At 39.8% G+C, this 21,150-nt stretch carries 18 protein-coding genes; 8 read left to right on the forward strand and 10 right to left on the reverse strand.

Translation table 11 applies throughout. The annotated features are described in order from the left end of the window. Nucleotides 1–182: 182 nt before the first annotated feature. A complete protein-coding gene (gene nadA, locus H6G75_RS07015; protein WP_190979230.1) occupies nucleotides 183–1,157 on the forward strand; it encodes a quinolinate synthase NadA in 975 nt (324 codons plus the stop codon). A gap of 304 nt (nucleotides 1,158–1,461) precedes the next feature. Here the strand turns inward: nadA and H6G75_RS07020 are convergent, their stop codons facing one another. The 3 genes from H6G75_RS07020 to H6G75_RS07030 all read right to left on the reverse strand — a co-directional run bounded on the left by H6G75_RS07020 (nucleotide 1,462) and on the right by H6G75_RS07030 (nucleotide 3,614). Further along, a complete protein-coding gene (locus H6G75_RS07020; protein WP_190979231.1) occupies nucleotides 1,462–1,845 on the reverse strand; it encodes a DUF2358 domain-containing protein in 384 nt (127 codons plus the stop codon). Between the two features lie 87 nt (nucleotides 1,846–1,932). Beyond that, nucleotides 1,933–2,496 (reverse strand): leucine zipper domain-containing protein, encoded by a 564-nt coding sequence (locus tag H6G75_RS07025; protein WP_190979232.1) that lies wholly within the window; start codon nucleotides 2,494–2,496, stop codon nucleotides 1,933–1,935. A 116-nt stretch (nucleotides 2,497–2,612) separates the two neighbouring features. Further along, nucleotides 2,613–3,614 (reverse strand): isopenicillin N synthase family oxygenase, encoded by a 1,002-nt coding sequence (locus H6G75_RS07030; RefSeq protein WP_190979233.1) that lies wholly within the window; start codon nucleotides 3,612–3,614, stop codon nucleotides 2,613–2,615. A gap of 496 nt (nucleotides 3,615–4,110) precedes the next feature. Between H6G75_RS07030 and H6G75_RS07035 the strand changes: the two genes are divergently transcribed. Continuing rightward, on the forward strand, nucleotides 4,111–4,611 hold the full coding sequence (locus tag H6G75_RS07035) for a sterol desaturase family protein (RefSeq protein WP_190979234.1): 501 nt from the start codon (nucleotides 4,111–4,113) through the stop codon (nucleotides 4,609–4,611). A gap of 193 nt (nucleotides 4,612–4,804) precedes the next feature. On the opposite strand, the gene H6G75_RS07040 is transcribed toward H6G75_RS07035, so the two are convergent. From H6G75_RS07040 to H6G75_RS07055, 4 genes are all read right to left on the reverse strand, one after another. Next, on the reverse strand, nucleotides 4,805–5,128 hold the full coding sequence (locus tag H6G75_RS07040) for a XisI protein (RefSeq protein WP_190979235.1): 324 nt from the start codon (nucleotides 5,126–5,128) through the stop codon (nucleotides 4,805–4,807). Continuing rightward, complete coding sequence (locus H6G75_RS07045; RefSeq protein WP_313934808.1) at nucleotides 5,095–5,334, reverse strand: element excision factor XisH family protein; 240 nt, start codon at nucleotides 5,332–5,334, stop codon at nucleotides 5,095–5,097. The genes H6G75_RS07040 and H6G75_RS07045 overlap by 34 nt, the downstream gene beginning before the upstream one ends. Nucleotides 5,335–5,472: 138 nt before the next feature. After that, complete coding sequence (locus tag H6G75_RS07050; protein WP_190979236.1) at nucleotides 5,473–5,757, reverse strand: element excision factor XisH family protein; 285 nt, start codon at nucleotides 5,755–5,757, stop codon at nucleotides 5,473–5,475. A gap of 79 nt (nucleotides 5,758–5,836) precedes the next feature. After that, on the reverse strand, nucleotides 5,837–8,956 hold the full coding sequence (locus H6G75_RS07055) for an MFS transporter (protein ID WP_190979237.1): 3,120 nt from the start codon (nucleotides 8,954–8,956) through the stop codon (nucleotides 5,837–5,839). Nucleotides 8,957–9,473: 517 nt separating this feature from the next. On the opposite strand from H6G75_RS07055, the gene H6G75_RS07060 reads away from it, so the two are divergent. Next, nucleotides 9,474–9,677 (forward strand): high light inducible protein, encoded by a 204-nt coding sequence (locus tag H6G75_RS07060; RefSeq protein ID WP_190979238.1) that lies wholly within the window; start codon nucleotides 9,474–9,476, stop codon nucleotides 9,675–9,677. A gap of 41 nt (nucleotides 9,678–9,718) precedes the next feature. Then, complete coding sequence (locus tag H6G75_RS07065; RefSeq protein WP_062295009.1) at nucleotides 9,719–9,931, forward strand: high light inducible protein; 213 nt, start codon at nucleotides 9,719–9,721, stop codon at nucleotides 9,929–9,931. 48 nt (nucleotides 9,932–9,979) lie between these two features. Here H6G75_RS07065 and H6G75_RS07070 read toward each other — a convergent pair whose 3' ends face one another. Beyond that, on the reverse strand, nucleotides 9,980–11,572 hold the full coding sequence (locus H6G75_RS07070; protein WP_190979239.1) for a helix-turn-helix domain-containing protein: 1,593 nt from the start codon (nucleotides 11,570–11,572) through the stop codon (nucleotides 9,980–9,982). 1,084 nt (nucleotides 11,573–12,656) lie between these two features. On the opposite strand from H6G75_RS07070, the gene H6G75_RS07075 reads away from it, so the two are divergent. The 4 genes from H6G75_RS07075 (at nucleotide 12,657) to H6G75_RS07090 (ending at nucleotide 16,494) form a co-directional block, all read left to right on the forward strand. Next, complete coding sequence (locus H6G75_RS07075) at nucleotides 12,657–13,004, forward strand: hypothetical protein (protein ID WP_190979240.1); 348 nt, start codon at nucleotides 12,657–12,659, stop codon at nucleotides 13,002–13,004. Beyond that, on the forward strand, nucleotides 13,001–13,846 hold the full coding sequence (gene coxB, locus H6G75_RS07080; RefSeq protein WP_190979241.1) for a cytochrome c oxidase subunit II: 846 nt from the start codon (nucleotides 13,001–13,003) through the stop codon (nucleotides 13,844–13,846). The genes H6G75_RS07075 and coxB overlap by 4 nt, the downstream gene beginning before the upstream one ends. Before the next feature lie 204 nt (nucleotides 13,847–14,050). Beyond that, nucleotides 14,051–15,697 carry a cytochrome c oxidase subunit I gene (ctaD, locus tag H6G75_RS07085; RefSeq protein WP_190979242.1) on the forward strand — a complete coding sequence of 549 codons (1,647 nt, stop codon included), beginning with the start codon at nucleotides 14,051–14,053 and terminating at the stop codon, nucleotides 15,695–15,697. A 209-nt stretch (nucleotides 15,698–15,906) separates the two neighbouring features. Further along, a complete protein-coding gene (locus tag H6G75_RS07090; RefSeq protein WP_190979243.1) occupies nucleotides 15,907–16,494 on the forward strand; it encodes a heme-copper oxidase subunit III in 588 nt (195 codons plus the stop codon). Between the two features lie 249 nt (nucleotides 16,495–16,743). Here H6G75_RS07090 and H6G75_RS07095 read toward each other — a convergent pair whose 3' ends face one another. Further along, a complete protein-coding gene (locus tag H6G75_RS07095; protein ID WP_190979244.1) occupies nucleotides 16,744–17,724 on the reverse strand; it encodes a magnesium transporter CorA family protein in 981 nt (326 codons plus the stop codon). A gap of 293 nt (nucleotides 17,725–18,017) precedes the next feature. Then, nucleotides 18,018–21,035, reverse strand: a complete 3,018-nt coding sequence (locus H6G75_RS07100; RefSeq protein ID WP_190979382.1) for a UPF0182 family protein — start codon at nucleotides 21,033–21,035, stop codon at nucleotides 18,018–18,020. Nucleotides 21,036–21,150 lie beyond the last annotated feature (115 nt).

The following is a 21,150-nucleotide window of genomic DNA, read 5'->3' on the forward strand; positions in this document are numbered from 1 at the left end:
CCCACTGCCTACGCCCTGATTGCCCAGAGGATTGCCAAAATTAGTCTAGATTACCATACGCTCTCATATACTTACGTAATAATTCAAAAAGTCTTTAATTTTCTTGCCTGTTATTTTTGGTAAAAACTACTATAATTGAATCCACTGGATAAAATACTTGCAACCATAAGCAACCCCTAACTGTGTTTACAACTGCATTTGCACCAAAAAACCAAACCCAATCAGGTGAGCTACCACGAGATTTATTTGCTGCTATTGAGGATTTGAAAAAAGAACTCAATGCGGTAATCTTGGCGCATTACTATCAAGAACCAGATATTCAAGATATTGCAGATTTTATTGGTGATTCGTTACAACTGGCGAAAGCCGCAGCCCAGACAAATGCAGATGTAATTGTCTTTGCTGGGGTACACTTTATGGCAGAAACAGCCAAAATTCTCAATCCTGATAAGTTAGTACTGTTACCTGATTTAACGGCTGGTTGTTCTTTAGCAGATAGTTGTCCACCACAGGAATTTGCGGCGTTTAAAGCAGCCTATCCTGATCATTTGGTGGTTTCGTATATCAACTGCTCTGCTGACATTAAGGCAATGAGCGATATTATCTGCACTAGTTCTAATGCTGTCAAAATTGTGCAGCAGATACCCAAAGATCAGCCAATTATTTTTGCCCCAGACCGGAATTTAGGGCGCTATGTTATGGAACAAACTGGCAGAGATTTGGTATTGTGGCAAGGTAGCTGTGTTGTCCATGAAACCTTTTCCGAAAAGAAAATCGTCCAGTTAAAAATAGCACATCCCCAAGCGGAGGCGATCGCGCACCCAGAATGTGAAACCAGCGTTTTGCGCCACGCTAATTATATTGGTTCGACGGCAGCTTTACTCAAATATTGTCAGACCAGCCCTGCCAAAGAATTTATTGTGGCGACAGAACCAGGAATTATTCACCAAATGCAAAAATTTGCCCCAGATAAGCATTTTATTCCTGCACCACCCACAAATAATTGTAACTGTAATGAGTGTCCATTTATGCGACTCAATACATTAGAAAAACTATATTTAGCGATGAAAAACCGCGCTCCTGAAATTACCATATCGGAAGAAATTCGACTAGCGGCGCTGCGTCCTATGCAACGGATGTTAGAAATGAGTGCTTAAAAGTGCTGACTAGAAACTGAATGGTACTTAACTATAGCAATCATATCTGATTTGTGAAAAAGTATTCTTTTTAACGAACCGCATAGACGCGCAAGCGGCTTCCCGCAGGGTAGGACGCAAAGGACACAAAGAAGGAAAAGAAAGAGAATTTCACAAATGATTTAGGATTGCTATATCAAGTTACACATTAGAATAAACTTGTCATCATTCAAAGTGATCGCTCTCATCAATCAATAGATGTAATTAAGAAAACCAAGCAATTACCGAAATTATTGTTACTGGGTTTTCTTTCTTCGTAACGAACCTAAGCTTGTGAAAAAAAATGCTGTTTAATTACATCTAGCTGTGAACAATTCCAATAATCAATGTGAGAAATAATCAAATCATCAGAGTTGAGTTTTAATTCACTCCAGCCAGTGATAGAAATGCGGGGTTTCCAAGGTAAGGGACTATTCCAACTCAGTGTCCATTCAGTTTTGATTGTGTCTTCTAAACGTTGAATACTATGTAAATCCATTTTGAGATTTAAAAAGAAAGTTTGGATAAATTTAATCATCCACTGATAAAGTTTAAGTCCTCGAAATTTGAAAACAGCATCTTGAAAATAAACATCTTCTGCGTAAATTGAATATGTTTGATTTTCAGGAAATCTTTGATAATCTTCTTTGAGAATTGCGATAATATCCATGAATAAAAAAGGGAGTAGGGAGTAGGGACTAGGGGCTAGAGACTAGGGATTCGTATTTTTTCTCAGCACTCAGCACTCAGCACTTTGCTATATTTCATTCCACAGGCGTTCTAGTTGATATTGCCAAGTTGCTAATACTTGTTCTCTATCGTTAGCAGATTGGTTAATTTCACCCATTAAGCCTTCTGCATAAAATCTGTCTAAGTTTTGCATTGTGGCTTGTAGAGATTGTCCTTGCTGTTTTGCGGCTTGAATAATTTTGCGGAGGCGGTTTTCAATAAATCGATTGAAGACATCATTTAAACCAGCTTTATGTAGAGAAAGCAGTCTAGAAATAGCATTGGCAAAATCCGCACTCACTAATGTACCCATATTATGGTGATAGACTCCCCAAACTACTCCGTCATAAACTGCATAACGGGCTTCTTGAGTTTCATCAAAGTTGGCTTCTAAAAATTGGGTTAAAAAGGTTTCCGCTTCTTGTAGCGGTACAATTGGCAATAGCACTCGCAGCCAAGTTTGGTCTTCTGACAGCAGCACTAACAGCCGAAAACTAGGTGAGTCTACTTGCCAAGATCCAGGTGCGATCGCAGCGATACTTTCTGTACCAAAAAATTCTGTTAGTGTTACCGCAATTTCGTCAGGTGTCATAGTCTAAATTTGAGCTTTACCATCTAGGGTAACGCTTTCAAGGCACAAAGGTTATCTGTTGAGGGTGTAGGGGTGTAAGGGTTTTGTATACATACACTCTTGTGCAAATCCTTGATTTACAAAACTGTGCGCTGTAACTCTGGGAAAACTTTGGCTACTTTACTCAGCACGTAATCACCATAGGTTCCCTGAAAGTTATGCACACTGGCTTTATCCCAGCGTTCTTGAGAATCTTCTTGGACGACGTGATTTAATTCAATCGGTTTGACTTCTACATCAAAGTTGGGATCGAAGAAGAATGGAAAGGATAGACGATCGCGTCCACTAAAATTTTGTACCCGATGGGGTGTAGATTTATATAATCCGCCTGTCATGCGATCGAGCATATCGCCGATGTTACACACAAAGGAATTCGGTACAGGTGGCGCATCAATCCAGCGTGATTTTGATTTGATTTGCAAACCACCTAAATTATCTTGTTTGAGAATAGTTAATACACCGTAATCTGTATGTTCACCCACTCCCCAGCGAATTTCGTCGTTGCTTGATAACTGATCAGGGGGGTAGTTAAAGATGCGAAATAATATTAAGGGGTCGCTGGTGTAGCGATCGCTAAAGTAAGATGCTTCTAACCCCAAGCTTAAGGCAATACCTGTCATTAAAATATGTCCCAGCTTGGTCATTACAGACATATACTCTAGTACTGTCTCACGAAATAGTGGCAGATTAGGCGGAAACAAATTTGCACCGTGCATGGGTGTACCAGCTTTTACCTGCGGGTGTGATGGAGTTAATTCCGCACCAAAATAAATCCCTTCTTTTAAATCTGGCTTTCCTGATGTGAGTTCGTCACCCACAGGAAAGTAACCCCGCCATGCTTTTCCACCCAAAGCCATAGGGATTTGCATTTTGGTTGCTAAATCTTGGGCAAAAAACTCACGGCTGTAATCTTCTAGGCGCTGCTGCAAGTCTGTATCTACACCATGCCCAATAATATAGAAAAATCCATATTCCCGACAGGCTTGACCAATTTTTGCTGCTGTCAGGTGGCGATCGCTACTTTCTGTCACTAAGGCACTGATATCTATAATCGGAATCTGTTGTTGTATGATTGCCATAGTTTTATTTTTTACGTAATATTTGACACATCAATTTTTGATATATCTCATCGCCTTTCTTAACTTAGTGAGTTATAGATAAAAATAATTAACCGCAGATAGATTTATCCTTCAGTCAACTAGTAAAATTTTCTCTCAATGCCAGATAACTTGTAGTTAATCTCTGCTAAATAACTGTGCAGAAATTCTTAACCTAAATTTGTACTAATTTTAACTGGTTCTTTGCTCATACTGTCTGTCTTCATAAGAAGATTATGGGGTAACAATATTAAAATACACTAAATCTATCAAGTTTTAGATGTATTGACTAATTTCTTTCTGACAGAAGAAAAAAGGAGTCATGAATGTGATTGATTAAACTGACAATCGCACATCAATAAAACTTTTAAATATTACGGTAATGTCACCCGAAAAATTGACAAGATGCGGCGCTGCATCAACTGTCTTTTTGGGATTTTTTTGTGTGGATTTGTTTAATTGAACGTGAGGAGTACAAATGCTTGAGGCTATCGTTGTTGCTTGGCTGTTATTATTTTTTGGTGATTTTTTATCTACATTCGTGTATCACATACCTGAGCATGTTTTTGGTAGCCTCCACTTAAGAACACATCATTCTTGGAAGAAGGATTTTCGCCACTATGCCATATTAACTGCAAATCTTCAGGTACTTTTAGATGGAATTTTGGGAGCTTTGCCTTATATAATTATGGCATTTATTTTCTGGTCTTTCTCTCCCATTGGTGTGATTTTAGGATTGCTATTAGGTCAGTTTCATGTATGGTGGAGACATGTTAGTGTTTTGGGTTGGCAAACTCCAAAGATTATCAATGTTGTGTGCCAATTTCTATTCATCACCACTCCCGAAAGACACTGGCTGCATCATAATAAAACTAACCTGGGCTTTGGCGATATTTTCACTTTCTTTGAGCAACCTGCACAAGTTTGGCTGCGGTGGTTGCGTCTTTTGAGAGTACGTCTGCGTTATTCGCGGATTTAGTTAATTGTTAAGAATTCAGGAGTCAGAATCCAGAATGATTAATAAATCAAGGTTTTGCTAGGCAGAGATTCTCAAAATCTAAAACTATGAAATATCAAACTGTGATTACTTCTGACTTCTGTATTCTAAATACTTACTTTAATGGCTTTACCAATTCTCCATTTTTTGGAAAATCGGTAAAGCAGAAATCGGTTTAAATATTCTTGGCTAATTGTCGTTCGGGTAGAAAAGCCAAAATTATGTGTTCTTCTGGTATTCCTTCTGCGATTAAATCTGTGATAATGCCAGTTTCAATACCGTCGTATTCTACCCAAACTTTTTGATCATGAAGAGTTACATAAATTATATTGCCTCTAACTCTTCTGCCTCGTTCCCAGCCTACTTGCATTAAGGCATACCGATTTTGCTGTTCATCAAAAACAGTATCCAGCCGAATTTGCCCATGAGATGGAGTAAATTGGGCATATTTCTGAATTACTCGTTTTATAATTCCTGCATAATGCGTGGTGGTATCCATTGTTTTACCTCAACTTTATTTGAATCTATAACCAGTAATTTCATAGGTAATTCACTAATAACCAATTGACCGATAGGTTCACTAAATATTTCTTCGTAGATAATGTCTGTAATAGCAAGATATATTTCCCTTTCTGGATCAACTTGATTGAGTAAAAGTTGATAAAGAGTATAGGCTCTCCCAGACTTGGGTTGATAAATTAACACTAAAAAATGGCTCAAATGATTGATATAACAAGGTTTCGCTAATATAAAAACAATGATTTAATAAAAATTTACTTTATTACTCCTGAATCCCAGACTATGTAAGGATTTAACCTGATATTAAGTATTAATTTGCTATAGCTAGTCTAGGAGAGCCAGAGTATATTGACCTATTGCTTGTTCTAAGTCGGCAATTACAGACTTACCTCTAAATTCCTTAATTTCTATCGCAATCTGGCGATTTTGCCTTTCAGCACCAATAAATGGTGATGAAATTTTATGAGAGTCACTAGACTCTGTTGCTGCTAAATCTACAAATAAAAATCGTTCACCGTAGGATATTATGTATGGATCGTTGGTAATTGTCCAACCATCTTTGATGATAGCTTGTTTAACAAGAGTGTGAATAGTATCTCTTTGTGGCATAAATTAAAGCACATTTCCACCATAAAATTTTAGCCTCCCAATGTGAGAGGCTAAAATTTTAGCGGAGATAGTTTTTAAGCTAGACAAACAAAACAGCGATCGCACCACCAAAGGCGGCGAAAATTGCGGAAACAACGGCGGTAGCAAATAACCACCAAGCGGCTGTAGCCGCGGCTTTACGGGTTTCTTCGGCTTGCTTTTGGGCTTGACGTTTGACTTCTTCTAAACGGCGTTGTGCTTCTTGTTGGATGCGTTCGGCGCGTTGTAAGACTGTGTTCCGGGCGCGTTCCACTTGGTCGATAATCCGGTTTGCATCTTCCTCGGAGATATCTTCACGGGAACTCATGATGGCGACTAGGGTATCACGGTTGAAGGCAGATAAGCGATCGCGCAAGGCATCAAATCCCGCCTGTGGATCATCGAATAACTGACGCACATCCCGTTTAATGCCATCATAGTTGAGTTCTGGGCGATCTAAAGAATTGAGATAGTTACGGATACGGGCAAAAATCCCATCCACGACATCTTGTATCCGGCGTTGAATACTGCGTATTTGTTCGACAAATTGATCCCGGACAGAAACTATATTGTCTGCAATTCTGGCGGCTTCTTCATCGCTCATATCTTCCCGAATTTTCAGTAAGGCGATGATGGTAGAACGGTCAAAATGCGCCAAGCGATCGCTCAAACTTTCTACTCCGACCCGTGGATCATGCAACAATAATTGCAAGTCACGTTTAATACCTTCGGGGTTGAGTTCTTCTTTGCCAGTTTGTCGCAAATATTCTTCTAGATAAGCTTTGAATGTATCCATTCTTTGCTGAGTACGAGTAGCCAAACGGCGGGGCGCACGTACAATATTGCGGATGGATGTTTGCATCGAGTCAATCACTTGGTTGACTTGTTCTTCACTCAAGTCTCGCCGTTGACTCAGCAATTTGACTAAGGTATCGCGGTCTACTTGGGATAAACGTCGCCGCAAAGCGATCGCACCTTCTCTGGGATTGGCAAACAAGCGATCTAAATCTCGTTGAATTCCTTCGGGGTTGAGTTCTGCTTTGCCAGTGTTCCGCAGATAATCTGTAATTGTCGTCATCACAGAATCATATTGCTCTTTGGCTTTGTCAGCGACGGCTTGGGGTGCGTGACGAATACTGTGCCAAGAATCTTCCACAGTATTAATAATGTTATTAACTTGGTCTTCGCTCAAATCTTGGCGCTGACTTAATAACTGCACTAAAGTATCGCGGTCAAAACGAGACAATCTGGCGCGAATCGCACTCATCCCGGCTTGGGGGTCTTCTAATAATCGCTTGAGGTCGGCGCGAATTGCATCAGGGTTTAATTCTGCTTTACCTGTGTTCCGCAGATATGATTCTACATTCAACCACAGGGTTTCTGCTTGATATTTTGCCTGTTCTGCTATACCTTGGGCAGTAATTAAAACGCGATCGCGTTGTCTTTCCAATTCATCTAAAATTGGTTCAACTTCATATACTTGCACATCGTTGCGTTCCAGCAGAATTTGTCGCATTTCTGCCCGGTCAATCACTGCAAAACGGCGTGACAGTGTTTCAGCATCTGCATCAGAATCGGACAACAAAGACTGAAAATCCCGTTCAATACCTTCCGCAGTTAAATCTGATTTTGGTGTCACCAACAAATAACTTTCGACTCGCCGTTGCAAATCTTGGGCGATTTCCCTTTCTTCTTCGGCTGTAACTGTGACTACGACTGATTGACGTACAACTTCTAGACGGTCGGCGATGCGTTGAATTTCATCTTGGGTAAGTAAGCCTCTATCTTGCAGAATCCTCACAAAATCATTGCGAGACAGGCGGTCTAATTCTCTTTTAATTATGCCAGGGTCGGCGGCTGGGTCATAAATCACATCGCGGAATTCTTGGGCGATTCTTTCTTGGCTGAGTTGCCAAGCATAGGTGTTATGCAGATAATTTTCGATGTCAGCGCGAATTGGGCTGTAAGGTTGGGAAGGTACGGGAAGTCCTAATTTATCAGCTTGTTCTGTGGCTTTATCTTTGGCGGTGGTTAGAGACTGTAAAATCTTTTCCACATCAATATCTGATAAATCAGTGCGTCCCAAAACAATACCAGTTAAAGCCGTTAAACCTTGCTGGAGTGTCTGCTGAATGGGGCCTGGTGTGGCTTTTTGGTCAGCTTGTTTCGCGGAACGGCTTTCCGCAATTAACTGTTCTAGTTTGGCGTTGAGTTCGTCGGTTCTAGTTTGTCCTGGTGGTAAAGATTTGAGATAGTCAACTAATTCCCCTAAACGGTCTTGAACAGGCGGCTGTTGTCCTACCACTTGCTGCCAAACATTGTGTAGTGTATCTGCAATGCGGTTAACGTCGCGTTTAGAAAGGTCGGTGCGACTGCTGACTAAATCAATAAATTTTTGGCGGTCGATGTGGCGTAAATCAGGGCTACCGGCGATCGCTTTTAATTGTGGATCATTGAGTAATTTTTCAAATTCGCCCCGGATTTGCGAGATATCCAACTCTGGTGGACGCAGTTTTTCTAGGTAATCTTCAACATTTTCTCGAATGCTAATTGGGTCGATTGCACTACCTAATTCTCGACGTACAGCAGCGGCAGCGGCTTCGGCGGTGGCTACCACTTGCTGATTCACGGCTTTCGCACCCAAAGCGGCGGTAGCAGTACCCATAATCGCCTGAAAACCAGAGGTAGCAGTATTCACCACTGAACCAATTAAGGAACCCACAGTAGTGGAACTAACCCACACTAGTAATAAGAAATATGCACCCCAAATCACTAACCCTAGAATTGCCCCTAATCTGGGGTCAAAAATCACTAAGCTTAATTTTACTGCTAGGAAACTGGCAATTAATAAGGCAATAGTAACAGTAACTAGCGTCCAAATTCCTACAGCCGTACCAATTTTGCGAATGGTACCGCCAAAACTGCCTGTTTCCCCATGACTAGAATCGGAATCTGAGGAATGTCCTAAGTAGGAAATACCAGCAGCCACGGAGAGATTGGTTAGCACTAATTGAAAAGCAAAAGCCAAAATCACACCGGAAATTAAGGCGACAAAAAAGCGCGGCCCGGAAGTTAGCACCGATGCTTGCGCTGGCGTGACGTTGGAGGGATCTACAGAAATTTGTGCTACCCATAACAATGGTTTGTAGAGTCCCAACATAATGCCTGTACTTTGAATCATTGTATTTCCTTATTTTTTAATGTTTAACTTTGGAGAGATATCAGAATCATCTGAGCAGCAACTATGCAATTAATATGTGTTAACAATCGCCATACCTAACTCTTGTAAATCTCAGAATCGGGCAATTTAGGCGATTTGATCATCCATCTCAAGTTTGAATAATATATCTAGCGTCGGATAGAAGTTTGATGAACCGAAAGATTTAATTTTGGGAGAACGCTGGAATTATGACAGCCAAATACCTGTAATGACAGATATTTCGGTATTTAATTTCTATTGATTAATATTGGCGAAATCCTCTGATTTCATCCTAAATTATCCAGAAATTAGTTAATAGCAATTTACATTTATTTACAAATATGAATCTGATCACCATCTAAAGAAATAGATGTTACAAGTTTCCAGCTTTTTGTATCGTCCATGAGAGGTGGCTAGAGTTTGTTCCTCCAGACGGAAAGCAGGCTAGTGATAAATAGCTAACGTAAAGTTAAGTAACAAATAAATTGGGAATCAACAAATGGAAACTCGCTCCTCCACGAATTTACCACCAGTTGCTACAGAGTATAACGGCATAGACCGCAATGCGTTTATTTTTGGCTGGACTCCCCAAGCCGAACTCTGGAATGGTCGCCTAGCCGCAATTGGTTTTGTCGCTTATTTACTGTGGGATTTAGCAGGTTATAGCGTCCTACGCGATGTCTTACATCTAATTGGTTACTAAAGAAAAATTTGCCAACATTAGCTTAATTTTGGAGAAAAATCATGGAAACTCGTGAAACTCGTTCCTCTACAGATTTACCAGCAGTTGCTAATGCTTATAATGGACGCGATCGCAATGAATTTTTGTTTGGTTGGACTCCCCAAGCCGAACTCTGGAATGGCCGTTTAGCTGCAATTGGTTTTTTGGCTTATTTACTGTGGGACTTAGCTGGCTATAGCGTAGTTCGTGATGTCCTACACTTGATTGGCTATTAATATATTGGGTGTAAGGGTGTAAGTGTTCAAAACCCTTACACCCATTTTTTAATTCATTCCCAAGGCTTTTCTCAATAACATTAAGTCTTCTAACTTAGCTTGAAAACGTCCATTTTCAATGTCACGAATCCAACTCTGACTTTTGCCTGTGAGTTGTGCTAAATCTCTTTGGCTTAACCCTAACTTTTTTCTTGACTCCAGAATATTTTCTCTAGAGAGGGCAATTTGCGGTTTTAACTTGGTTTTGCGGTGACTAGTTCGCTTCTTTTTAGACTTCGTCAGTTGTTTTTGCCATTGTGATGGCATCTCAAAATATAAGATGCGGGCATTCATTAAGCGATTCCATTTACCACGAGGAGCGGCATCGGTTAAGCGATTACCATTACTAGCATCATCTATCCAAAATTCTAATGCTGCCTCTGCATCTTCGGGAATATCAATTAGCTTAGTCCACAAAGGTTGAATTTCTAAAGGATAGGTAACTGGGTCGAATAGAGGTTTGAGTCCATAATGATTGAGGACTTCTAAGTCACTTTCAAATATTCTTAATAAACGTTGGCGATGTTCTGGTAGCAAAGCGACTTGGCTAAGTTTTTGTTCGCCGTAAGCAACTTTCATCAGGGTAGGAATTGTAATGCGTTGTTCCCTACCCATTTTGGTTTTAAATAATAACCACAGCATCATCCGCGCTGCACCTTCATGCTGCTGCCAAATGCTCATGATTGCGCTGAGTAGAGGTTTGGGCAAATTACCATACTGATAAAAAGCTGTCCGTTCTTTACAAGCTTGTCTATTAAGAAAATACTGCGCCCACTTTCCTGCTTTAATTTTGAAAGTTAATCCAATCAGATGTTTGCATCCTAGTTCGTCTGCTTGAAAGTGGTGTTGAATTTCTAATAAATGCCACAAGCGGCTTTTTTCTAAAAATACTCCTTTAATTTTTCTTTGGGGAGGTATGTTAATAGAAGCTATAAGTTTGCATGGTTGTTGAGCTAGTTCTTTAATTAAAGCCAGTTTGGCAGATTTGCTTAAGTCTTTGCGTTTTTCTAGTCCTAGATATTCTTCAATTTGACGATCGCTAATGATAAACTCTTCTTGCCAAGGCTGATCTAGGTTAGTGGCATGAGCCGCATAAATCAAGTGCATACAAGCTGATCTTATATCAAATGCGGCGATCGCAGATAAGGCTTCTGTACCTTTCAGGGCAATTGGCGCTTCTTGTTCTATACTGTCTGTAATTTGAACAGCGATCGTACCTTTACCGCTATTAATTTGTCGTTGATAATATAACTCTCCGGCTGTATTACTTTCCCACAAAAGAGACTGTCGCTGTGCCAAAACATTGCACAATTCCCAAATAATAATCGATGAAGCAAAAGGATGGCTTTTACTGTCAGCAAACAATTTGGCACTAGGTGTAATTCTCGCATCACTCTTGCATCTGCCCTTTTTTGCTTGATAAGGCACTGGAGAGTTAACCGGACAAGAAACTATACACTGTGGTATGGAATAACCTTGACAGTCATTACACAAAATCGGGTCAATCCAGTACTCACCTTCCATAAGTTTGATTGCACCTTGAGGACATTGAGGAAGGCAATTATCACACTGAATACAGCGATTAGTAATAGCGTAAGGCATAGTCTTGTAATAGTGATTTTCAGGTAGCAATGCTAATTGCTAACTAAAGCTGTAGGTATAGCAGGAAACAGGCAGAATTGAAAACTTTGGTATATAGCTTTTTTGTTAAAATTTGTACCTCATTTACCTGCAATCTGCTTTATTTACGAGCTTTAGAGGCAATTTTTCAAGTGAATATTAAAAAAGGGAGATAAAAACTGAAAAAGGTTGCGCGTTTAACTCACAAGTCATTTTTTAAGACAATAGAGTAATTTTCATTCTGTCCTTATAGTTTTGTCTGTAGAAAATCACTTAAAATTTAAGGTTTATTTTATAAATCATTTTTTATGGTGGTTCTGTTTGTAGATCAATATTCGGGTAAATTTTCTGGGCGATCGCCACAAAATTGCTTATTGAAATCATTCAATATTATTACTAATTAGCACTATCCTCAATATTGATATTAGTAACTTTTGTAACAAACAAATCAAAATCATTTTGTTTGTATTGAACGACTAAGCCAATTTTTATATTCTTTTAACATTATCGGAATCTACAACGCAGTTAATCAATTTTCATCAGCTTATTCCCAGCCCAGATTGGCTCTGAAGTTTGATACTCATTTTACATCTTATAAATAAAACAAAAGTTGTCAACAGTTAAATATCCATTTTTTGACAATCTAATTCTCACTTTCACAGGTTTAAAGATAATTTTTCCGAATATATCGAAGTTGCGTTAATTGAAAATTTGTAATTGATTTTATAAGTAACTTTTCCCTAGATTAAAAGCATATTGTGAGAGTTACTTAATTTATTGAATTTATATTAAGTGTATTTTAATATTTTGTGTGATTTTATACAAAAATTACAAAATTATAAGTATTATTTAGACCTTGGATTGAGTACAGAGACACCAGTAACTCTGTATGTAAATATTCGTAAATAGCAGAAAAATACTAGTACCCCGCACTAAAAAAACTTTTGAACCCTTATCAGGTAAAGATTTAAACAGTTGAGTACAGGCTTAATAATTGCTAATCAGCCATGAAGTAGCTGATATAACACTGTTTATCTCCAAAGTGCTAAAGCTAATTAGTGCCAAGATGAAACCCAAACTTTTGAATTTTCTAAAAGTCTGCTTATTAACCTTAGTAGTGCTTTCTCCGGCTTTGGGAGTCATAAGCGTGGTTTGGCAAGAACATCTCGATTTTATGGCAACAAAACATTTACTTTATGTAGTAAAAGATAGCCAACAATTAATTACTGATGCTAACAAGACAATTATCAATGTTGTGCTATGGTTGATGTTTTTTGCCCCTATAGGTTTTGGTTTAGGAATTGTATTGTACGACAGATATCTGATTTATCGTGCGGCTGTGCTACAAAGACAAGTTGAAATGTTGGAAAGAATCTGGCAGAGAAGTCCTTATCCAGAGGAAATAATTTTATGAAACAAATTCCCCTTGGGATTATAACTTTAATCGCAGGTATTTTAATTACTTTAATTAGCTTGTGGGTGGGACAGAATAATCATCTTCTGCCAGAACAAGCTTCGGTGCAAGCGCCTTTAGTAGATAATTTCTTTAACGTGATGGTAGCCATTGGTACTGCTTTATTTTTGGTAGTACAAGGAGCGATCGCATTTTCTGTAATTAAATTTCGCCGTCGTCGTGGCGATAATAGCGATGGTGCATTTATTGAAGGTAGCTTTCCCCTAGAAATTTTGTGGACTCTCATTCCTGGAATTATTGTGATTGGACTAGGAATTTACAGTGTAGATGTTTACACAGAAATGGGGGGCATGGATGAGATTGGCCATCACAGTATGAGTCACACAGCAATGATGGCAGAAGCAAAATCTAACTCAATTGGGATTGGTTCTACACCTGTAAACGAAGGTAAACCACCATCTGTTGTCGTCAACGTCACTGGAATACAGTACGCATGGCTATTTAACTATCCCGATAGCAATGTCAACACTGGAGAATTACACGTTCCTGTCGGTCAAGATGTATTACTTAACATCTCTGCAAATGATGTGATTCACTCATTTTGGGTGCCGCAGTTCCGGTTAAAGCAAGACGCAATCCCTGGACAAGCTACACAGTTAAGATTTACGGCGACTAAAACAGGAACTTACCCGATAGTGTGCGCCGAACTTTGTGGTGGCTATCACGGCAGTATGCGTACTTCTGTAGTTGTCCACACCCAAGAAGATTACGATCGCTGGTTAGCAGAAAACCAAGTCGCCCAACAGCCAGAAATTGATCAAACCGTCGCTGTAAATCCTTAATTCCGCTACACGAAAGTCAATACTTATACCAATTTTATGTGAGGCTACATTTAATCTTTTATCTTTTCTTTCTTTGTGTCCTACCCTGCGGGAAGCCGCTATCGCGTCTATGCGCCCTTTGTGGTTCGTTCTTTAATTCAGTGCATCTTCATACAGGATTGGTATTACTAAGTCTTCCTTGTCCCCCTTGTCTTCCTTTTCCCTATGACACAATTAGAAACTCAACAAACCAAAGTAGAAGTTACCCATCACCCACAAGCTTGGAAATGGTACGACTACTTCACCTTTAATATTGATCACAAAGTCATCGGTATTCAATATATAGTGACCGCCTTTGTGTTTTATCTAATTGGCGGATTGATGGCGATGGCCATCCGCATCGAATTAAATACACCCGATGCAGATTTCCTCGACCCCAATTTATATAACGCCTTCATGACCAACCACGGCACATTGATGATTTTTATGTGGATTGTGCCGGCTGCCATTGGTGGATTTGGCAATTTTCTTATCCCGTTGATGGTGGGGGCGCGAGATATGGCGTTTCCCAAGTTAAATGCGATCGCTTTTTGGTTGAATCCACCCGCAGGTGCCTTACTTTTAGGAAGCTTCTTCTTTGGTGGTTCTCAAAGTGGCTGGACTGCTTACCCACCATTGAGTTTAATTACAGCTAATACTGCTCAGACAATGTGGATTTTAGCAATTGTTTTGGTGGGAACTTCCTCAATTTTGGGGGCGTTAAATTTTGTCGTCACCATCTTAAAGATGAAAGTCCCCAGTATGCAGTGGACGCAAATGCCGTTATTTTGCTGGGCAATTTTAGCAACTTCCGTTTTAGCCTTGCTTTCTACCCCAGTATTAGCGGCGGGATTGGTACTGTTATTATTTGATATTAATTTCGGCACTTCGTTCTTTAAACCCGATGCTGGGGGAAATGTTGTACTTTATCAGCATTTATTTTGGTTTTATTCTCACCCCGCAGTATATTTAATGATTCTGCCCATTTTCGGCATTATGTCGGAGGTGATTCCTGTTCATGCACGTAAACCGATATTTGGATATAAAGCGATCGCTTATTCTAGCTTGGCAATCTGTATTATCGGGTTATTTGTTTGGGTACACCACATGTTTACCAGTGGTACACCCCCTTGGATGCGGATGTTCTTCACCATCTCTACTTTGATTGTTGCCGTTCCCACTGGTGTGAAGATTTTTGGTTGGGTGGCGACTCTCTGGGGTGGCAAAATTCGCTTCACCAGTGCCATGTTATTTGCAATTGGCTTGTTATCGATGTTTGTCGTTGGCGGATTGGGTGGCGTAACCTTGGGTACAGCACCTTTTGACCTCCATGTCCACGATACATATTATGTTGTGGGTCACTTTCATTACGTTTTATTTGGCGGTTCAGTGTTTGGCATCTATGCAGGAATTTATCATTGGTTTCCTAAGATGACAGGCAGGATGATGAATGAAACTTGGGGACGAGTTCATTTTGCTTTAACCTTTGTCGGTACTCACCTCACCTTTTTGCCAATGCACCAACTGGGGTTACAAGGAATGCCACGCCGAGTTGCTATGTATGACCCTCAATTTGCGGGAATCAATCATCTTTGTACTATTGGCGCAATGATTCTGGGCATCTCTGTACTACCATTCTTCTTCAACGCTATTTGGAGTTGGGCGTATGGGACAAAAGCCACAGATAACCCTTGGGATGCCATGACTTTAGAATGGACAACCAGTTCACCACCAGCCATTGAAAATTGGGAAGTTTTACCTGTAGTAACTCACGGCCCTTATGATTACGGTCGCAGTGAAGAGGTTAATTCCAATCTTGCACCAGTGACTTGAAATTGTTTAACTACTTGTCCTTTGTTCTTAGGACTTACGCAGACTCTACAGTTTCTTGGCGTTCTTGGCGACTTGGCGGTTCGATAAATTAAGCCTTTTAGGAATTTTTGCGTAAGTCCTGGTTCTTTGTCATTCGTCATTTGTATTGACAAAGAACAAAGGACAAATGACAAATGACAAATGACAACTTTGAACACAATTAAAAATTTATGCAAACTGTTAACACACCAGAAATCTCCCACGAAGCACATCCAGACTTGCGAGTATTTGGACTGCTGACATTTTTAATTTCCGAGTCATTGATGTTTGGTGGTTTTTTTGCCAGTTATCTCTATTTACGCGGTGCTACCGCAGTTTGGCCACCAGAAGGTACAGAAGTTGAATTACTTGTACCAACCATTAACACTATCATTTTAGTTTCTAGTAGTTTTGTGATTCATTTGGGTGATACAGCAATTAAGAAAAACAACGTCACGGGAATGCGGTTGTGGTATGGTATCACTGCAATGATGGGAGCGATTTTCTTAGCAGGTCAAGTATATGAGTATTGGACTTTGGGATATGGGCTAACTACTAATGTGTTTGCCAACTGTTTTTATTTAATGACAGGTTTTCACGGCTTGCACGTATTTATTGGGTTGTTGTTGATACTGGGTGTACTGTGGCGATCGCGCCGTCTTGGTCATTACTCTGCTACTAAACACACTGGCATTGAAATGGCAGAAATCTACTGGCACTTTGTAGATATTATCTGGATTATCCTATTTTCGCTCTTGTATATTCTGACTTTGTTTTAGAATATTCCTTTTAACTTCGCAATGTGAATGTGTCGCCTCGCAATGTGAATGTGTCGCCTTGCAATGTGAATGTGTCGCTTCGCAATGTAAATGTGTCGCCTCACATTGTGAATGTGTCGCCTCGCATTGCGAATGTGTCGTCTTACATTACGAATGTGTCGCCTTGCAATGCGAATGTGTCACTTCGCATTGCCAATGCGTTGCTTCACATTGTGATTGCAAGCAATTTATTTTTTAGAGGACTCATACTTACAACCAACGTTGTCGTTTAGCAAAGGTAATACTACAAATCACAATTAACACTATGACGCTAATTACGACTGGGTAAGCCCAAGGTTTTTCTAACTCTGGCATGTATTTAAAGTTCATGCCATAAAAGCCAGTAATAAAGGTAATGGGTAAGAATGTCGTGGAAAGAATAGTTAAGCGATTAATGCGTTCACTGGTTTTACTGGCGATGTTATCGCGTTGAATTTCCATTAATTCTGACATCCAAGCGCGTAAAGCTTGGTACTCTTGCCAGAGGTTATCAATTTGATATCCTAATTCTTGATGGAATAATTCTTTGACTGGTTGGCTAATCCATTGAATATCATCATAATTCATCATTGCCAGCAGTGATTTGATATTTTGAAAATTGCGCCGCCCAGAACGTGTAGATTGTCTCATAGCAGCAATTTTCTGATAAGTTGTTTCATTGCCAGAGTTGGCTAAGACTTCATCTTCTAAATCATCAAGTTGCCGCGAAATATAATCAAATACAGTATGGTAATTATTTAAGATATCTTTCGAGATTAAATATAACAGGTAATCTACACCCCAACTTTGAATTTCTATGTGTTGCTTTTGAATATTATTTAGCAATATAGTTAAAACTTTAATTTCTGTGGTTTCAAAGGTAATAATAAAGTTACGCCCTAAAACAATACTACCCCGCGCCACTTGAAATTCCCGATTTTTGATTTGGTGAGTTAAAATTTCATAGCCATCAAATAAACAATCTTCCATGTCTTCATCAATTCCGGTGAAGGAATGGTTAAAAATCATGTCGATGCGGGATGGGTCGAGGTGAAAGTGGTTGATAATTTTAGCGGTTCCGGTGCGATCGCGGAAATGAAGACAGCGTAACCAAATATTATGCGAACCATCAATTCTTTTCAGGATGGCATTAACATCTTTACCAGAAAATATTTCTAAGTGGTTCTGAGAAAATGTCAGCAGCGTTAGCATATAGCATTCCTAATTCATACTAAGTTGCAATCAAAGTTGTAGAGACGTTGTATACAACGTCTTTATATGGGGTGAGAGGGAGTCAGAAATTATGTTTAAACGCAACTTAGTATTAGGGGTAAACATGAATAACCAAGCAAGAGTATAACTTTGCTTCTCAGTCAGAATGACAACAACTCATGCTTTTCATAAATATCATGAATTTGTTAATGGTGCATGGCAGATATTTAACAATTGAATAAAATTGATACCAAATTGCTGCTTAAGTTTTATAGACGTTGCATGTCACAATATTACTGGCTAGTTGAAGTTCCTTCTTCAAAGGGACGCACAATAGCAGGTTCTGGCGTGACTTCTGGTTGAAAGATAGCTTTTAGTGCTTGTTCGAGAGTTTGCGCCATGACAATGCGATTTTCGTAAGCGACAACCACCCGCACCAATGTGGGCAAACTATTTTGAGTTGCTTCTAAATATATTGGTTCGACGTACAATAATGATTGCTGGATGGGAATGACTAACAAATTTCCTTGAATCGCTCTTGAGCCTTGACGATTCCATAAAGAAATTTGCTGAGAAATTACGGGGTCTTGGTTAATGCGTGCTTCAATTTGTTCTGTACCGTAGATGAGGCGCTGTTTGGGAAAAATATATAACAATAACTTACCGTAATTATCGCCATCTGATCGCGCTGCTAACCAAGCAATTAAATTTGTCCGTTGTTTGGGAGTGTAGGGTAACAGTAAGATAAATTCTTCAAAGGGAACAGTCGGCAAACCAGTAATTAAATAATAAGCCTCCACTGGTCGCGCTTTATCACCATAAATTTCGTTAGGAATTTGCCATTGGTCTTCACGGTTGTAAAATACCTGGGGGTCTGTCATGTGATAAGTCATCAACCGTTCCGCTTGAATTTGAAAAAAGTCCACTGGATAGCGGATATGATTGCGGATAGTTGCAGGCATAGCACTCAGAGGTTTAAACATCTTGGGAAAGATGTTAGCCCATGTTTGAATGATGGGATCTGTAGCATCGGCAATGTAAAAATTAACAGTGCCGTTGTAAGCATCAATCACGACTTTAACGGAATTACGAATATAGTTAATTCCATCGTTATTTGGGTCAGAATAAGGATAGCGATCGCTCGTTGTGTAAGCATCAACAATCCAAAATAGATAATTTTCTGCACCAGGAAACCCAGTACCAATGCGAGGATCAGCCGCGACTAAGTAAGGGTCACTATCAAATTTTAAAAAAGGTGCAATGGCGCGAATGCGTTGGTTGATATTGCGGCGAAATAATACCTTGGTTTCTGGCAAAAAGTCCCGCGTAAACAGCATTTGCCAATCTTTTAAATACATTGCAAATAAGCAACGTCGCCACAGAGAACCGATAGAAATGCCACCTGAACCATCGTAGATGTTGTAAGCGTTATCACTACCGCTAGGATAATCTAATTCTCTGACTCTAGTACCAGTCATTACATAAATGTTCGTAATTTCTCCGTAATAAATCCGGGGTAAACCAATCGGGATGCTATCTCGAATTGCAGTACTAGAAGTTGTTAGGGCTTCATTCGCAGTCCCAGCAATATCTTTAACAAAATATTCTGGTAGTCCCCCAGGGGCGACTGTATTCACCGGACTTAAAGTAAATCCATAACCATGTGTATAAATTAAATGACGGTTTACCCATGTCTGCGCTTGTTGGGGTACAGCACCATAATCTAATTCTCGCGCTGCAATTAAAACTTGTCGCCGTTCTATTAATTCTGTTGCTGCTTCATTTGGTGCAGTTGGTGTTGCAGGCGCACCTGGTCGTTGTGCATTTGCTTCTGCTTCTAAAGTATAACGATCAATATCTGCACCAGGAAAGCGATAGTAAGGACGAATTTGTTGCAGTTGGCGGTTAGTATCTAAAAGTGGACGCTGATCCCACAGACGAATATTGCGAATTGTCAAGTCATTGGCTTTAATATCAGCTTCGGTTAAAGTACCTTGGGGGTTAAAGGTTCTTGCGTCAATGGCTTCTAAATCAAAAGCTTGGCGAGTTAAAGCAATAGTCCGTTTAATATAAGGTTCTTCTCGCTGTAATTCGTTTGGCTGCACGATTAAATACTGCACTACCTGGGGTAAAATCACGCCAGCCGCCACAGCTACAGCTAAATAAACGCTTAACCCGTAACCTACAAATTTGCGATAAGTTGATTTTGGTCGCCAGAAAATTGTCCGCCCTAATAAGTAAAATGCGATCGCCACTGCTAACACACACAACACGGTGTAAGCTGGTAACTGAGTTGTCACATCGGTATAACTAGCGCCATAACTCACACCTTGTTGAGAATAAACAAGTTCATAACGACTCAGCCAATAACTCAAAGCGACAACTAGCATTAACAAGCCACCCACCCCATACAAATGACGCTGTTGCTGGGATGAAAACCCAGGGAAAATTCCCTGACTTAAACTCTCCGCCGAAAGCAGATAGGTAAGACTAACGGCGAGGAACCCAAATAAACATAAACCCATTAACCACAGTTCCATCAATTCCCAAACTGGTAGAGAAAAGATGTAGAAACTAATATCTTGGTTAAATAATGGCTCAGAGTAGTTGAAATTTGTGGGATAAAAATATTGCAGAACCTTTCCCCAGTTCTGGTGCATTATCCAACCAAATAAAATACTAAATGTACCCGCGATCGCTGTTAATAACCAGCGTGGATACATTAAAATAGCGATCGCTACACCCCCGACTAAAGCACCATATAAAACCTGAGTTGTAATTTGCCTTCCCAACGCCCAAATTGTTTCTAGGCGAAACAACGAAATCACAGGTAAACTAGCTTTGTTAGCCGAAGCTTGCCAATAAGCAAAAGAAATTTGACCGTAGTGCGCCAACATTAACCCCACTAACAAGCTGAAGATGACAACTAAAGGTAGAAGCCAGCGCAGTTTAATTGGTAATACACCTGTGTAAGTGATTTGACTGTTATCATATTTTGCATATTGCGGACTGAGCAAATTTTTTAACTCTGCACTCAGTCCAGCTTCTTCACGCTTGATTTGAGCAATTTTCAAAGATGCGGGATATTTTAGCTTTTGTGCTAACCATAAATTCCCCCATAAATAGACCGCACTCACAACCGTGACAAATAATACTAAACCAAACTTAGTAACTAACCTTAATAAGAATACTTGCAAATAACCGACTTCTTGAAACCAAAAAATTTCTGCGCCTAGACGGGAAGCGAAATCTAATAACAGCCACAGTCCCAAGAGTATTACGAAGAGTCTTAAGCACCATTTCCAAAGCATTGTGGCAGCCAAATTTGTGTTCTCAATATTTCTATAATCTCAATATATAGAAATCTCAGCATCTCTCTCACATGAGAAATGCGGGAACTCGGTTTTTTGTCTCACGCAGAGACGC

The sequence above is a fragment of the Nostoc sp. FACHB-280 genome, assembly GCF_014697615.1.
Taxonomy (GTDB): domain Bacteria; phylum Cyanobacteriota; class Cyanobacteriia; order Cyanobacteriales; family Nostocaceae; genus Nostoc_B.